The sequence below is a fragment of the Rahnella sp. P4_A8 genome, assembly GCF_056402435.1.
Genome location: NZ_JBFUHK010000003.1, coordinates 51,988 through 65,920, shown reverse-complemented (window position 1 = coordinate 65,920; position 13,933 = coordinate 51,988). Strand labels below are relative to the sequence as shown.

Annotated in this window: 11 protein-coding genes; 9 read left to right on the top strand and 2 right to left on the bottom strand. The window is 54.4% G+C overall.

The features are described 5' to 3' along the window. The first annotated feature begins 479 nt into the window (after nt 1–479). The 7 genes from AC1DUO_RS02680 to AC1DUO_RS02650 all read left to right on the top strand — a co-directional run bounded on the left by AC1DUO_RS02680 (nt 480) and on the right by AC1DUO_RS02650 (nt 8,484). Entirely contained in the window at nt 480–1,919 is a 1,440-nt protein-coding gene (locus AC1DUO_RS02680; protein ID WP_112151350.1) for a sensor histidine kinase, read from the top strand. Then, nucleotides 1,919–2,674, top strand: a complete 756-nt coding sequence (qseG, locus tag AC1DUO_RS02675; protein ID WP_013574349.1) for a two-component system QseEF-associated lipoprotein QseG — start codon at nt 1,919–1,921, stop codon at nt 2,672–2,674. Before AC1DUO_RS02680 ends, qseG begins: the two co-directional genes overlap by 1 nt. Then, nucleotides 2,671–4,008 (top strand): two-component system response regulator GlrR, encoded by a 1,338-nt coding sequence (gene glrR / locus AC1DUO_RS02670; protein WP_013574350.1) that lies wholly within the window; start codon nt 2,671–2,673, stop codon nt 4,006–4,008. The genes qseG and glrR overlap by 4 nt, the downstream gene beginning before the upstream one ends. 154 nt (nt 4,009–4,162) lie before the next feature. Beyond that, entirely contained in the window at nt 4,163–4,501 is a 339-nt protein-coding gene (gene glnB / locus AC1DUO_RS02665; RefSeq protein ID WP_013574351.1) for a nitrogen regulatory protein P-II, read from the top strand. 419 nt (nt 4,502–4,920) lie between these two features. Continuing rightward, nucleotides 4,921–5,442, top strand: coding sequence for a sorbitol dehydrogenase family protein (locus tag AC1DUO_RS02660; RefSeq protein WP_013574352.1), 522 nt, complete (start codon nt 4,921–4,923; stop codon nt 5,440–5,442). 26 nt (nt 5,443–5,468) lie between these two features. After that, nucleotides 5,469–7,070: a GMC family oxidoreductase gene (locus AC1DUO_RS02655; protein ID WP_013574353.1), complete on the top strand. Its 1,602-nt coding sequence runs from the start codon at nt 5,469–5,471 to the stop codon at nt 7,068–7,070. A 10-nt stretch (nt 7,071–7,080) separates the two neighbouring features. Continuing rightward, a complete protein-coding gene (locus AC1DUO_RS02650; protein WP_119261338.1) occupies nt 7,081–8,484 on the top strand; it encodes a cytochrome c in 1,404 nt (467 codons plus the stop codon). 64 nt (nt 8,485–8,548) lie between these two features. Here AC1DUO_RS02650 and hmpA read toward each other — a convergent pair whose 3' ends face one another. Continuing rightward, nucleotides 8,549–9,739: an NO-inducible flavohemoprotein gene (gene hmpA, locus AC1DUO_RS02645; protein WP_153374834.1), complete on the bottom strand. Its 1,191-nt coding sequence runs from the start codon at nt 9,737–9,739 to the stop codon at nt 8,549–8,551. Nucleotides 9,740–10,071: 332 nt separating this feature from the next. Between hmpA and glyA the strand changes: the two genes are divergently transcribed. After that, the gene (glyA, locus tag AC1DUO_RS02640; RefSeq protein ID WP_015689472.1) at nt 10,072–11,325 is read left to right on the top strand and encodes a serine hydroxymethyltransferase; all 1,254 of its coding nucleotides are present in this window, start codon (nt 10,072–10,074) and stop codon (nt 11,323–11,325) included. Nucleotides 11,326–11,488: 163 nt separating this feature from the next. After that, nucleotides 11,489–12,649 carry a 3-phenylpropionate MFS transporter gene (locus tag AC1DUO_RS02635; RefSeq protein ID WP_013574357.1) on the top strand — a complete coding sequence of 387 codons (1,161 nt, stop codon included), beginning with the start codon at nt 11,489–11,491 and terminating at the stop codon, nt 12,647–12,649. Here AC1DUO_RS02635 and csiE read toward each other — a convergent pair. Beyond that, nucleotides 12,646–13,926: a stationary phase inducible protein CsiE gene (csiE, locus tag AC1DUO_RS02630; RefSeq protein ID WP_013574358.1), complete on the bottom strand. Its 1,281-nt coding sequence runs from the start codon at nt 13,924–13,926 to the stop codon at nt 12,646–12,648. The two genes, AC1DUO_RS02635 and csiE, sit on opposite strands and share 4 nt — an antisense overlap. Nucleotides 13,927–13,933: the final 7 nt, after the last annotated feature.

The window sequence follows — 13,933 nt, the reverse complement described above, 5'->3', positions numbered from 1 at the left end:
ACCTCATCGAATACTGTTGGGTTTTGGCGACACTCCGGGTGTTTTTTAAACGGGTTATTGCGCGTCTTGCAGATGCCTGAAAACACATTTAAAATAAAAAACCTTTAAATTCATCTGCTTGATAATTAAACTTTAAAGTTGGCACGCATCCTGCTAGAATCGGGCAGTTGCTCATTCACCTGATTATGATTGGCTCACGCGAAAGCGTTGATATGCTCATAATGTCCGAATGACGCCAAAGAAACGGTGCCTATCGTTCACCCGACCGATAATCGTTGCGCAAGCACGTTATCAAACATCGAACGACACGTTGAGTGAGGCACCACCTCTTCCGGTTTGCAGAACATCCGTCAGGATGTTCTGCAACACCAACCCCTCTGAAGTCTGCCTTTTTGTTTCCCAATCCTTTTACATATCCTCTCTGACACTGGCTGTTCAAACCGTTGTCCGCTAGCATGACGTTATCTGTGGTCAATGAGATGAATGCGTTGAAAAGAGGACGTTTATTCCCCGGCTCGTTACGTCAGCTGGTCTTAATGGCTTTCCTGCTGGTGATGCTGCCGTTGCTGGTGCTGGCCTATCAGGCCTATGACAGCCTGGATCAGCTCAGCCGGCAGGCGGCGCGTATCAACCGCACCACGCTGAGTGATGCGCGTCGCAGTGAATCGATGTCCGGCATCGCGCTGGAGATGGAGCGCAGCTACCGCCAGTATTGCGTCCTTGACGATCCGACCCTTTCCCGCCTTTATCAGAATCAGCACAAGCAATATGCCCAGTTGCTGGATGCCCATGCGTCTGTGCTGCCGGATTTACGCTATTACCAGACGTTGCGCACCTTACTGACTCAACTGACACAACCGGCCTGCCTGAATAACTCGCCGGATAAAGATTCCTCTGCACGGCTGGAAAATTTCTCGCGCACCAATGCTGAGATGGTTCAGGCGACACGGGAAGTGGTGTTCTCGCGCGGACAGCAACTCCAGCGCGCGATTGCTGAACGTGGTCAGTTCTTTGGCTGGCAGGCGCTGGTACTTTTTCTGCTCAGTGGCGCGCTGGTGGTGCTGTTCACCCGCATGATTATCGGGCCGGTGAAAGGTGTTGAACGAATGATCAACCGGCTGGGTGAAGGACGTAATCTGGGCGATGTGACCCGTTTCAAAGGGCCGCGGGAGATCCGCTCGCTGGTGCAGCGCATCGTCTGGCTGAGTGAACGTCTTGCCTGGCTGGAATCACAGCGCCACGAATTCCTGCGCCATATTTCTCATGAACTTAAAACCCCGCTCGCCAGTATGCGTGAAGGCACCGAACTGCTGGCAGATGAAGTGGCCGGGCCGCTGACGCCGGATCAAAAAGAGGTGGTGGCTATCCTCAATAGCAGCAGCCGTCACCTGCAAACGCTGATTGAACAACTGCTCGATTACAACCGCAAGCTGGCTGATGCGCCGACGCTGAGTGTGTTTGTCGATCTTAAAGCGCTGGTGGATGACGTCGTAACGGCTAACAGCCTGCCCGCCCGCGCAAAGAAAATCCGCAGTGAAGTGATGATCGGCGCACCCCGGTGTCTGGCGGAACCGACCTTACTGAGGCGGGTGCTGGATAATCTCTATTCCAATGCGGTGCACTACGGGGCTGAATCCGGTACTATTTGGGTCCGTAGCCGGCAGGAAAACGGACGGGTGATAATCGAGGTGGCGAACACCGGAATACCGATCCCGCAGGCCGAGCGCACGATGATTTTTGAACCTTTTTACCAGGGTAGCCAGCAGAGGAAAGGGGCTGTAAAAGGCAGCGGTCTGGGGTTGAGTATTGCTCAGGACTGTATTCGCCGCATGCATGGAGAGCTGCAACTGGTTGCCGTTGAGGATGCGGACGTCTGTTTTCGTATCGAATTGCCCCTGACGGCTGAGAAGAATGAATAATGATGAAATTTTCAGGCTGGCTGCATGTGCTGTTACGCTGCCGGGTAATCTTATTGAGCATACCGCTGGTGCTTGCAGGCTGCGCGCCGCATTCCGCCAGTAACCCCTATTATCAGCAAGTTTCCGATCAGGTCGTGCCTGACAGCAAAGTGATCGACTTTCGCATTGCGCCCTGTGAAACCCTCTGGGCGCTGGATGACAGCGACGCGCTGACCAATTCGCTGTACTGGTTACGGGCGATGGACTGCGCTGACCGGATGAGTGATGCGCAGGCGCGTTACCAGGCGCAGCAGATCCCGGCCACAAGTTGGGAACAGGTGTTTAAACAAAGCATCCTGCTTGCCGGCGCGGATCCCGATCAGCAACAGCGTCGCGCATTGCTGGCGAAAGTGAGCGAGTACCGTGGCCAGATGCCGGGTTCGATTCGCCCGCTGGTGCAGTTATGGCGTGAACGCCAGAATTTGCAGGTGGTGCTGGGGGATGAAAAAGCCCGCAACGCCCGTCAGCAGGTGATGAATGAAGAAAAACTTCAGACGATGATCGCCGGACAGCAGGTGCTGGAAAACAATCTTGCGGATACGCGGCGTAAACTGGAAAACCTGACCGACATTGAGCGTCAGCTTTCCTCGCGTAAACAAATTCAGGGAGATTTGCCGGATAACGACGCCAGCGTACCTGCGAAAGCGACATCCGGTAAGCCGGTCAAACCTGCCGAAACCTATGCGCCGCCCGCTAAGGATCAGAACGCCAAATGACGATACGTAAAGCTGCCAGCTTATTGCTGGTTGATGACGATCCCAGCCTGTTAAAACTGTTGGGCATGCGCCTGACCAGCGAAGGTTTTCGCGTCACCACGGCGGAAAGCGGCGCTGAAGCGTTGCGTTTGCTGCATCGCGAACGTATTGATCTGGTGCTGAGCGATTTGCGCATGGATGAAATGGACGGCATGGCGCTTTTCGCCGAAATCCAGAAATTCCAGCCCGGCATGCCGGTGATCATTCTGACGGCACACGGTTCTATTCCCGATGCGGTCGCCGCCACCCAGCAGGGCGTATTTGGATTTCTCACCAAGCCGGTTGACCGCGATGCGCTGTATAAAGCTATCGATGAAGCGCTGGCGCAGTCCAGCCCGTCAGTCGATGAAAGCTGGCGCGAATCGATTGTCACCCGCAGCCCGATTATGTTGCGTCTGCTTGAACAGGCCAATATGGTCGCACAGTCTGATGTCAGCGTGCTGATTAACGGCCAAAGCGGCACCGGTAAAGAAGTGCTGGCGCAGGCCATTCACGGTGCCAGCCCGCGCGGCAAGAAAGCCTTTATTGCCATTAACTGTGGCGCATTGCCGGAACAGTTGCTGGAATCCGAATTATTCGGTCATGCCAAAGGGGCGTTTACTGGCGCGGTGAGCAGCCGTGAAGGTCTTTTCCAGGCAGCGACCGGCGGCACATTGTTCCTTGATGAAATCGGCGATATGCCCTTGTCGCTGCAGGTGAAATTGCTGCGCGTGTTGCAGGAACGCAAGGTGCGCCCGCTGGGCAGCAATCAGGATGTCGATGTGGATGTGCGCATTATTTCTGCGACGCACCGTGATTTGCCAAAAGCGATGGAGAAGGGTGAGTTTCGCGAAGACCTGTTTTATCGCCTCAATGTCGTCAGCCTGAAGCTGCCGACGTTGAGTGAAAGATCAGAAGACATTCCGCTGCTGGCCAATCATCTGCTGCGTGTTGCGGCGCAGCGACATAAACCTTTTGTGCGCAGTTTTTCGACGGATGCGCTGAAACGGCTGATGGCTGCCAGCTGGCCGGGCAATGTGCGCCAGTTAGTGAACGTCATCGAGCAATGTGTGGCGCTGACGTCTGCACCGGTGATCAGCGAAGCGCTGGTGCAACAGGCGCTGGAAGGTGAAAATACCGCGCTGCCAACGTTTGCCGATGCACGTAATCAGTTCGAGCTGAATTATCTGCGCAAGTTGCTGCAAATCACCAAAGGCAACGTGACGCAGGCAGCACGTATTGCCGGGCGTAACCGCACCGAGTTTTACAAGTTGCTGTCCCGTCATGAATTAGAAGCGACGGATTTTAAAGAGTAACGGGAATTTACTTTCAGAGGCTTGAGGTACATTCCTGCCGCTGAACTATGATACCTTTAGCGCCTTCGCATGCCTCCGGCATCCGAAACCAGATTGTGAACCATGCTGCCGCTCAGGAAGGCGGAGAGCAAACGAATGATTATAAGGGTCCGCCATGAAAAAGATTGATGCGATTATCAAGCCATTCAAACTCGACGATGTCCGTGAAGCACTGGCTGAAGTCGGGATTACCGGGATGACCGTGACCGAAGTGAAAGGCTTTGGCCGTCAGAAAGGTCACACAGAACTGTACCGTGGTGCGGAATACATGGTCGATTTCCTGCCAAAAGTGAAAATCGAAATTGTCGTGGCGGATGACATCGTGGATACCTGCGTGGAAACTATTATGACCACCGCGCAGACCGGTAAAATCGGCGACGGTAAAATCTTCGTGTTTGATGTGGCGCGTGTGGTGCGTATCCGTACCGGCGAGCAGGACGAAGAAGCGATTTAATGTTTCATCAGGGCGGGTAATACGATGTTACCGGCCCTGAGTTTTTCCTCTGTTATTCCCCGTTTCCTCCTTCCTGTCTTGTTATACCAATCTTTTTTTAACCACATTACTTCTCAACTCTTTGTTTATCCAGTTCTTAGCGGTTAATTCTGTTCATCAGCCCCCAAAGTTCCTCTCCGCCAATAACCACAAAAAATGCTATTTGTTAGTTTTGTGTGAAATTTGTGGGGTTTTTATTGTGACTTCATTGAAAAAGTGAGAGTAAAATCACGTTTGTTGTTATACCAGTTCAGATAACCTGTCAGATACGTTGTAATCACCCACTAAAACAATTCAGGGTGAAAGTATCAGGCGGCCGGAACTGGTGTGGATTGATCTCCGTTGATCGTGGTTTTCACACCCATTCAGAAGGCTTTGCAATGTCACAACCAGAAAAACCCATACGCATTTCCCGGCGCGTATTTTTAGGGGGCGCACTGGCGGCGCTTTCCGTTCCGTTGATGAATAAGCTGCTGCTCAGCCCGGTCTATGCCGCGCCGGTTGCCGGTTTGTCACAGGCAAAACAGGATTTCACCCAACTCTCGCTGTATCTGACCGGTCACGACCGGCTGGACCTGGCCCTTTCTGAACGTTATTACCAGACGATGTTAGCGCTGTATCCGGACTTCACCGCGCAGGTTCAGGCGTTGCAGGCGTTTATTACGGCGAATCACATTGATGCCGCTGAACTGCAAAAAGCGCTCGATGCACAGCAGCCCGCGCTGGCGAAATTGCCGCGCAGCATTCTTCAGGCGTGGTATCTCGGTGTGGTCGGCGATGGCAAACAGGCGGTTTGTCTGGCGTATGAAAATGCGCTGATGAATGTTGCGGTTCGCGATCACCTCAATCCGCCGAGTTATGCCTACGGCGCTTACGGCACCTGGGCAAAACAGCCTGTCTGAAAATAACGTTCAAAAAGGGTTAAACAATGAGTGAACAACTTTCCGCTGACGTCGTCGTCATCGGCTCGGGGATCTGCGGCTCGCTGGTCGCACAGCGTCTGGCAAAACAGGGCATCTCCGTCATTATTCTCGAATCCGGCCCGCGTATTGATCGCGGTACGCTGACTGAAAACTTCCGTAATTCGCCGCGCAAAAAAGACTTTATGTCGCCATATCCGTACTCGGACTGGTCACCGCATCCGGTATATAAACCGGAAGATAATGATTATCTGCAACAGCAGGGGCCGTATCCTTTCCCGGCGGAATACATCCGCATTATGGGCGGCACGACCTGGCACTGGGCGGCGCAGGCATGGCGTGTTCTGCCTAATGATATGAAGATTAAAACACTGTACGGCGTCGGGCGTGACTGGCCGTTGTCGTACGAAGAGCTGGAACCGTTTTATTACGAAGCCGAAGTGAAAATGGGCGTGTCCGGTGCGCCGAATAACGGTTCACCGCGCAGCCAGCCCTTCCCGATGGAACCGGTCGCTGAATCCTGGCTGCAACAGCGTTTCCGCGAGCGTCTGGCACCGGGCGGTTATGAGGTGATCGTTAACACCACCGCCCGTAACAGCCGTAACTATGACGGCCGTCCTGCCTGCTGTGGTAACAACAACTGCATGCCGATTTGCCCGATTGACGCGCAATATCACGGCGGCATCGCCGCGCAGGCGGCTGAAGCGGCGGGTGCAAAACTGATCACCAGCGCGGTGGTTTACCGTCTGGAGCATGATGAGAAAGGCCGTATTGTTGCCGCGCATTATTACGACCCGGATAAAGGCGAACATAAAGTTACGGCGAAAAACTTTGTGCTGGCGGCGAACGGCATCGAAAGTCCGAAACTGCTGCTGATCTCCGCCAGCGATAAATATCCTGACGGGCTGGCAAACAGTTCCGGCACCGTCGGGCGTCATCTGATGGATCACCCGAGTAACTCACTGACCTTCGAAACCGAAGAACCGTTGTGGGCGGGGCGCGGGCCAATGAGTCCGGCGTCTATCAACAGCCTGCGCGACGGCGATTTCCGTAAAGATTACGCCTCGTTCCGTATCGATATCGCCAACTCATCTCAGGTGCAGTCGGTAACGCAAGATCTGCTGGCGGAAGGCGTTTACGGCATCAGCCTGGATAACGAAATTCGTCGCCGTGCCTCGCACCAGACCAGCCTGAAAAACGTGATGGAGCAGTTGCCGAATTACGATAACCGCATCATTCTCAGCGACAAAAAAGACAAACTGGGTATCCCGAAACCGGCAGCGATTTACCACATGGACGATTATGTGCATCGCGGTATGGCGCGCGCAGTGAAGGAATATACCGAGATCGCCAGACTGATGGGCGGCACCAATTTGCGCTTCAGCAAGCCGGGCGTTTATGGCAACAACCAGCATATTACCGGCACGATGAGCATGGGGCATGACCCGAAAGATTCCGTGGTGGATGCGTTCGGACGTACTCATGACCATGAAAATCTGTTCATCACCAGTACCGGTGTCATGCCGACCTCGGCCACGGTCAATTCGACGCTGACCGCTGTCGCACTGGCGTTACGCACTGCTGATCATCTTGCCAAAACTGCGCTATAGGCTGACTGACATGACTCTGAATCGTTTAACTCAAAAACGTCTGACGGGCGCGTTGCTGGCCTTTGGCCTGAGCCTGACGGCGGGCACAGCTTATGCCGCGTTATCGCCGGAACAGGATGCGCTGATCAGGAAAGGCGAATATGTCGCGGTCGCCGGGGACTGCGTGGCCTGTCACTCCACCGAAGGCGGCAAACCGTTCGCCGGTGGCCTCGGACTGGCAACGCCACTGGGCACTATTTACTCGAGCAACATTACACCGTCTAAAAAAGACGGTATCGGCAATTACACGCTGGAGCAATTTGAACACGCGGTGCGTGATGGCGTGCGCGGTGATGGTGCGAATCTGTATCCGGCGATGCCGTACACCTCGTATGCCAAAATCAGCGATGACGACATGAAAGCGCTGTACGCCTACTTTATGCAGGGCGTGGAGCCGGTGGATGTGCCGTCAACGCCGACGGCGCTGCCGTTCCCGTTCAACGTGCGTTTGTCGATGGCAGGCTGGAATTTACTGTTCCTCGAAAAAGGCGCGTTTAAAGCCGATCCGTCGAAAAGCGATCAGGTCAACCGTGGCGCGTATCTCGGCGAGGCACTGGCGCACTGCAGCACCTGCCATACGCCGCGTAATGCGCTGATGGCCGAGCAGGGCGATAAAGCGCTGGGCGGCAGCAGTCTGGGCACCTGGTTCGCGCCGAACATTACGTCGGATGCGGTCAGCGGGATTGGCAACTGGAGCACCGGTGAGATCGCCGGTTACCTGAAAACCGGTCACGCGCCGGGTAAAGCACAGGCGGCAGGGCCGATGGCGGAAGCGATCGACCATAGCCTCAGCCATCTGAGTGACAGCGATTTGCAGGCAATTGCCGTCTGGCTGAAACAGACCACGCCGGTCAGTCAGCAAGGGCAGGCGAGAGCCGCAGACCAGTTCGGATCACCGGCAAATTATGCCGATACTTTGCGTGGTGTTCCGCGTCCGGCTGATGCCGATAAAATGACTGGCTGGCAGGTTTATGACGGCTATTGTGCCAGTTGCCATCAGCCCGACGGCCGTGGCAGCAAGGACGGTGGCCTGCCGTCGCTGATCAATAATACAGCGCTCGGGCACCTGAACAGCGACAACCTGGTGATGGCGATTCTGCATGGCGTGCAGCGCGGGCCGGAAAGCAAAGATGTCGCGATGCCAGCGTTTGAGCATTTACTGTCGGATACGCAGGTCGCTACGCTGAGCAATCAGTTGTTGCGGCAGTTTGGTAACGATCAGGCGAAAGTGACATCTGACCGCGTGAAAGAATTGCGTGCAGGTGGCAAACCTTCGCCGTTGCTTGAACTGGCGCACTGGGGCATGGGCATTGCGGGACTGGTGGTTATCCTGCTGATTGCGCTGTTCTTTGTACGTCGCCGACGTCGTCATTAATCTGTACTGAACAGCAATAAAAAAGGCTGACATTCTGTGTCAGCCTTTTCTTTTCGTGCAGGGATTAAAGGACTTTGTGCGGACCGAAACATTCGTAATGAATGTTGGCTTCGCTGATGTTCATCGCCAGCAGTTGTTTCGCTGCAAACTGCATAAAGCCGACCGGACCGCACAGGTAGAAATGCATCGCCGGATCGCTCAGCTGTGCGCTGACTTTGCTCAGATCCATCAGCCCTTCATACTGAAAATCTTCACCGGGTAAATCATTCGCCTGTGGCCGGTTATACCAGACATGGCTTTCCAGTTGCGGCAGGTTTTTCTGCGCGCTTGTCACTTCACCGGCAAATGCGTGCACGGCACCGTTTTCAGCCGCGTGCAGCCATTGTACCGGCGCATGATGTCCGCGTTCTGCCAGCGTATTGAGCATACCCAACATCGGCGTCTGACCAACACCTGCAGAAATCAGCGCCACCGGCGTGGTATCGCTGATATCCATAAAGAAATCACCGTGAGGGGCAGCAAGATGAATGATGTCGCCCGGCTGCGCAAAATTATGCAGGAAGTTGGATACGGCACCTTGCCCTTCGCGTTTTACCGCGATGCGGTAGGTTTTGCCGTTCGGTGCCTGGGTCAGGGAATACTGGCGGATTTCCTGATTTTCCAGTGAGGCATCGCGGATATATACCGCCAGATATTGCCCCGGCTGGAAGTCGGCCACCGGTTTACCGTCGACAGGTTCCAGCAGGAAAGAGGTAATCAGCTCACTCTGCGGTTGTTTTTCGGCGATGCGGAATTCACGCGTGCCGCGCCAGCCACCCGTTTTTTCTGCGCTGTCCTGATAAATCTCGGTTTCACGGTTAATAAACACATTCGCCAGCACGCCATAGGCTTTGCCCCATGCATCCAGCACTTCCTGACCCGGACTGAACATTTCATCCAGCGTTGCCAGCAGGTGAGCGCCGACAATATTGTATTGCTCAGGCTGGATGGTGAAGCTGGTGTGTTTTTGCGCGATGCGTTCCACTGCAGGCAGCAGCGCCGCCAGATTTTCAATATTAGCGGCATAAGCGCAGATGGCATCAAACAGCGCCTGACGCTGATCGCCGTTGCGCTGGTTGCTCATATTGAAGATGTCTTTCAGTTCGGGATTATGCGCAAACATACGGTCATAAAAGTGTGCGGTCAGTTTCGGACCGGTCGCAGCGAGCAAAGGAATAGTGGATTTAACGGTGGCGATAGTGGCTGAATCAAGCATGGTGAACACCTTGTCTGTGATGATTTTATTTAAACATGTATTTTAAATGAATCTTATATAAACCCACTATTTCTGTAAACACCCCCTAAAGGGGTAAGGGCTTTTCCCGACAGGGGCTGAGTCACAAAGCTGAAATTTGTACATGTTCAGGTGAATATTTATCCCTTGATTATGGACAGATGTTCGCAGATCAAAGCCTTGCTGTATCTGGAGCCAATCGTTTGCCTAAAAACCTCAAACTGACCCTATCCGAAGGCCGCTTAAACATTTACACTGTGGCGCAGAACCCGGAAGGGGCGTTTATTTTTAGTTTGTTGAGTCAGGAGATGCGGATGTTAAAGCGTGAAATGAACATTGCCGATTATGATGCTGAGCTGTGGGCAGCAATGGAAAAAGAAGTTGTTCGTCAGGAAGAACATATCGAGCTGATTGCGTCAGAAAACTATACCAGCCCGCGTGTCATGCAGGCTCAGGGTTCGCAACTGACCAACAAATATGCAGAAGGCTACCCGGGCAAACGTTATTACGGTGGCTGTGAGTACGTCGACATCGTTGAACAACTGGCTATCGACCGTGCAAAAGAATTGTTCGGTGCAGATTTCGCCAACGTTCAGCCGCACTCCGGCTCACAGGCAAACTTCGCGGTGTATACCGCACTGCTGCAACCGGGCGACACCATTCTGGGGATGAACCTTGGCCATGGCGGTCACCTGACGCACGGTTCACCGGTTAACCTTTCCGGTAAACTGTATAACGTGGTGCCTTATGGTATCGACGAAAGCGGCGACATCGATTACGAAGACGTGAAACGTCAGGCCGAACTGCACAAACCAAAAATGATCATCGGCGGCTTCTCTGCATTCTCCGGTATCGTTGACTGGGCAAAAATGCGTGAAATCGCCGACAGCGTTGGCGCTTACTTCTTCGTTGACATGGCACACGTTGCCGGTCTGATTGCTGCGGGCGTTTACCCGAACCCGGTTCCACACGCACACATCGTGACCACCACCACGCACAAAACGCTGGCTGGCCCACGCGGCGGTCTGATTCTGGCGAAAGGCGGCGACGAAGAGTTCTACAAAAAACTGAACTCTGCTGTCTTCCCGGGTGGTCAGGGCGGCCCGCTGATGCACGTGATTGCCGGTAAAGCGGTAGCACTGAAAGAAGCGATGGAACCTGAGTTCAAAGCTTACCAACAGCAGGTGGCTAAAAACGCACAGGCAATGGTGGCTGTAGTTCTGGAACGCGGCTACAAAGTGGTTTCCGGCGGTACGCACAACCACCTGTTCCTGATGGATCTGGTCGATAAGAATCTGACCGGTAAAGAAGCCGATGCCGCTCTGGGTCGCGCTAACATCACTGTGAACAAAAACAGCGTACCTAACGATCCGAAGAGCCCGTTTGTGACCTCTGGTGTGCGTATCGGTACCCCGGCTGTGACCCGTCGTGGTTTCAAAGAAGCTGAAGTGCGCGAACTGGCTGGCTGGATCTGTGACGTGCTGGACAACGTGAACGACGAAGCAACGATCGAACGCGTTAAACAGAAAGTTCTCGACATCTGTGCACGTTTCCCGGTTTACGCGTAATATTTGCGAAGCCGTTAAGCTGCTAAAACCCGCTACGGCGGGTTTTTTTATGGGCATGTATCAGAATTTGTGAGCTGGCAGACATTACGGGAGTATGAAAGCGTCTGCGGATTGCTAGCGATTGTGAGCTTTGTCAAAGTATTGGCCTCACACCGGAGGATTTATGGAATTGCGTTCCACGCGCTGGCTTGCACTCAGTTATTTCACCTATTTTTTCAGTTACGGTATTTTTCTTCCTTTCTGGGGCCTGTGGCTTAAAGGTGAGGGGATCTCCTCCGAAAGCATCGGCTTGTTGCTGGGTGCTGGTCTGGTCGCCCGTTTTCTCGGCACGTTAATCATTTCTCCGTCCATCAAAGACCCGTCTTACCTCATCACCGGTTTACGCATCCTCGCGTTGCTCACGCTGGCGTTTGCCGTCGGGTTCTGGTTTGGCAACGGCTGGGCGTGGCTGATGATCAACATTGCCGGTTTCAGTCTGTTTTTCGGTCCGCTGGTGCCGCTGACCGATGCGCTGGCAGGCACGTTGCAACGCCAGATCAATATGGATTACGGCAAGGTGCGTGTCTGGGGCTCCATTGCCTTCGTGATTGGATCGGCGGTGACCGGCAAGCTGGTTGAGGTCTACGGTCATAAGGCGATTTTGTACACACTGACCGCAGGCGTGGCCGCGATGTTGCTCGGCATGTTGCTGCGCCCGAGCGTGAAGCCGGTGGGAGAGCCGCGTACCAGCGGTGCGCCGGGTATTTCGTGGAAAGCGTTGCTTGGCGAAAAACCAGTCTGGCGTTTCCTGTTATGTGTGACGCTGTTGCAGGGCGCCCATGCGGCGTATTACGGTTTCAGTGCAATTTACTGGCAGGACGTGGGCTATTCTTCCACGACCATCGGCTATTTGTGGTCGCTGGGCGTCGTGGCGGAAGTGCTGGTCTTTACCTTTAGCAAACAGCTGTTCAGCCGCTGGTCAGCGCGGGATCTGCTGCTGCTTTCGGCCGTGTGTGGCGTGGTGCGCTGGGGAATGATGGGGGCGTTTACCGCGTTGCCGTGGCTGATTGTGATGCAGATTCTGCACTGTGGCACGTTTACGGTTTGCCATCTGGCGGGCATGCGATTTATCGCTGCACGACCACGTGATCAGGTGATCCGCCTGCAATCGGTGTATTCCGCACTGGCGATGGGGGGCGGCGTGGCCGTGATGACCATGGTATCCGGTTTCCTGTTCGAACATCTGCATGCCGGATTGTTCTGGGTGATGGCGCTGCTGGCGGTGCCGGCGATTTTCCTGCGTCCGGTGGTTACGCCGTCAGCGCCGGTGACGTCAGCCCGTTAGGGGGCTTCGAGCAGCGAGCGGATACGTTTACGCTGCTCTTTGGCCAGCGGTAGTTGCGTGTGGATCACCAGCGGGTCGGCGTCGGTGCTGCGGGTGGCGTAAGGGGTGACAATCAGCGCTACGCCACTCGGCGCACCAAATTTATAGAAATCCGCCAGCGTCTGATATTTAATGTTCAGCGGCAGCAGCGTCGCTTCGCGAATTTGCTGCTCGACCGCTTCTTCCAGCTGCGGATTGTCGTGCGTCAGCAGCAAAATTTGTTTTTCCTGCAAGGCATTACCCTGCATCAGCCACGCGCCGAAAGTGATCGCCACCAGCCCGATTTCATCCTCAGAAAGCGTAATCAGATATTCGTGTTCGAAACCCTGCAACGCCTCGCGGGTGGTTCGCACCAGACGCGGATACATGCGGTTCACTTCTTCCTGCATCAGATTGTCGATGCCGATGCCAAAATGACAGCGTTCGATCGCCGGGCCCAGATGGGCGAAAAGCTGGCCGACCAGCCCTTCGTAACTGCTGAATTTCATCCCGGCGATATCCTGAAAACGCGCCACCATATTTTCAATTTCTAATAACAGCCGCTGATCTTCCGTCGAACCGGAACTCTGATAACTGTGGATTTTCAGCATACGTAACATCAGGGTGAAAAACTCACATTCGCACTCATCCAGCCGGCCGTTGCTGAGTTCCTGTAACTGAATAAACAGTTCGCGGGCGGCAGGATATTCGGGCTTTTCGCGCAGCCAGCGACGCTGTTGTTCGGTGAAGCGTAAGCCGGTCGGGCCATTGTTTTGCCACAGACAGTATTGCAGGCAGATGAGCATCAGCTGGCGGTCGTGTCCGCTCAGGGGTTTGGGTAATAACGCGCCGCAGTCTTCCAGCATCATGCCAAGAATGTCGGTGCGCAGAGCAGCCTTCGGGCAGGCCTGGCCTTCGAAGGCAATATGCAGCCAGGGAATAAAATGGCGGGAAACGAAGTCCGGTGAAATGCGCAATGTACGGCGCAAGCCCTGAAATAAACACAGCCTTTGAGCGAGCGTATCGCCCTGAATGCGGCATTCTTTTTCGCTGTACTGCAGCACATCAAGCTGGTGGATCCGCTGAATTTCGCAGGTCACTTCCGCCAGATCTTCCCACGTCATGTCTAGCCCGACGCCGTTAATTTCGCTGATGATCTCCAGCTGAACCGCCGTCAGCGGCGCGTACAGCATCAGCAACACGTGGCAACGGCGTTGCGTAGCGGAAAGCGCAGGGGAGGGCTGTTTTTCTGGATTCATATCACCT

Coding starts and splice junctions, on each gene's coding strand:
- AC1DUO_RS02680 (WP_112151350.1), top strand. CDS start 480: ATGAATGCGTTGAAAAGAGGACGTTTATTCCCCGGCTCGTTACGTCAG.
- qseG (WP_013574349.1), top strand. CDS start 1,919: ATGATGAAATTTTCAGGCTGGCTGCATGTGCTGTTACGCTGCCGGGTA.
- glrR (WP_013574350.1), top strand. CDS start 2,671: ATGACGATACGTAAAGCTGCCAGCTTATTGCTGGTTGATGACGATCCC.
- glnB (WP_013574351.1), top strand. CDS start 4,163: ATGAAAAAGATTGATGCGATTATCAAGCCATTCAAACTCGACGATGTC.
- AC1DUO_RS02660 (WP_013574352.1), top strand. CDS start 4,921: ATGTCACAACCAGAAAAACCCATACGCATTTCCCGGCGCGTATTTTTA.
- AC1DUO_RS02655 (WP_013574353.1), top strand. CDS start 5,469: ATGAGTGAACAACTTTCCGCTGACGTCGTCGTCATCGGCTCGGGGATC.
- AC1DUO_RS02650 (WP_119261338.1), top strand. CDS start 7,081: ATGACTCTGAATCGTTTAACTCAAAAACGTCTGACGGGCGCGTTGCTG.
- hmpA (WP_153374834.1), bottom strand. CDS start 9,739: ATGCTTGATTCAGCCACTATCGCCACCGTTAAATCCACTATTCCTTTG.
- glyA (WP_015689472.1), top strand. CDS start 10,072: ATGTTAAAGCGTGAAATGAACATTGCCGATTATGATGCTGAGCTGTGG.
- AC1DUO_RS02635 (WP_013574357.1), top strand. CDS start 11,489: ATGGAATTGCGTTCCACGCGCTGGCTTGCACTCAGTTATTTCACCTAT.
- csiE (WP_013574358.1), bottom strand. CDS start 13,926: ATGAATCCAGAAAAACAGCCCTCCCCTGCGCTTTCCGCTACGCAACGC.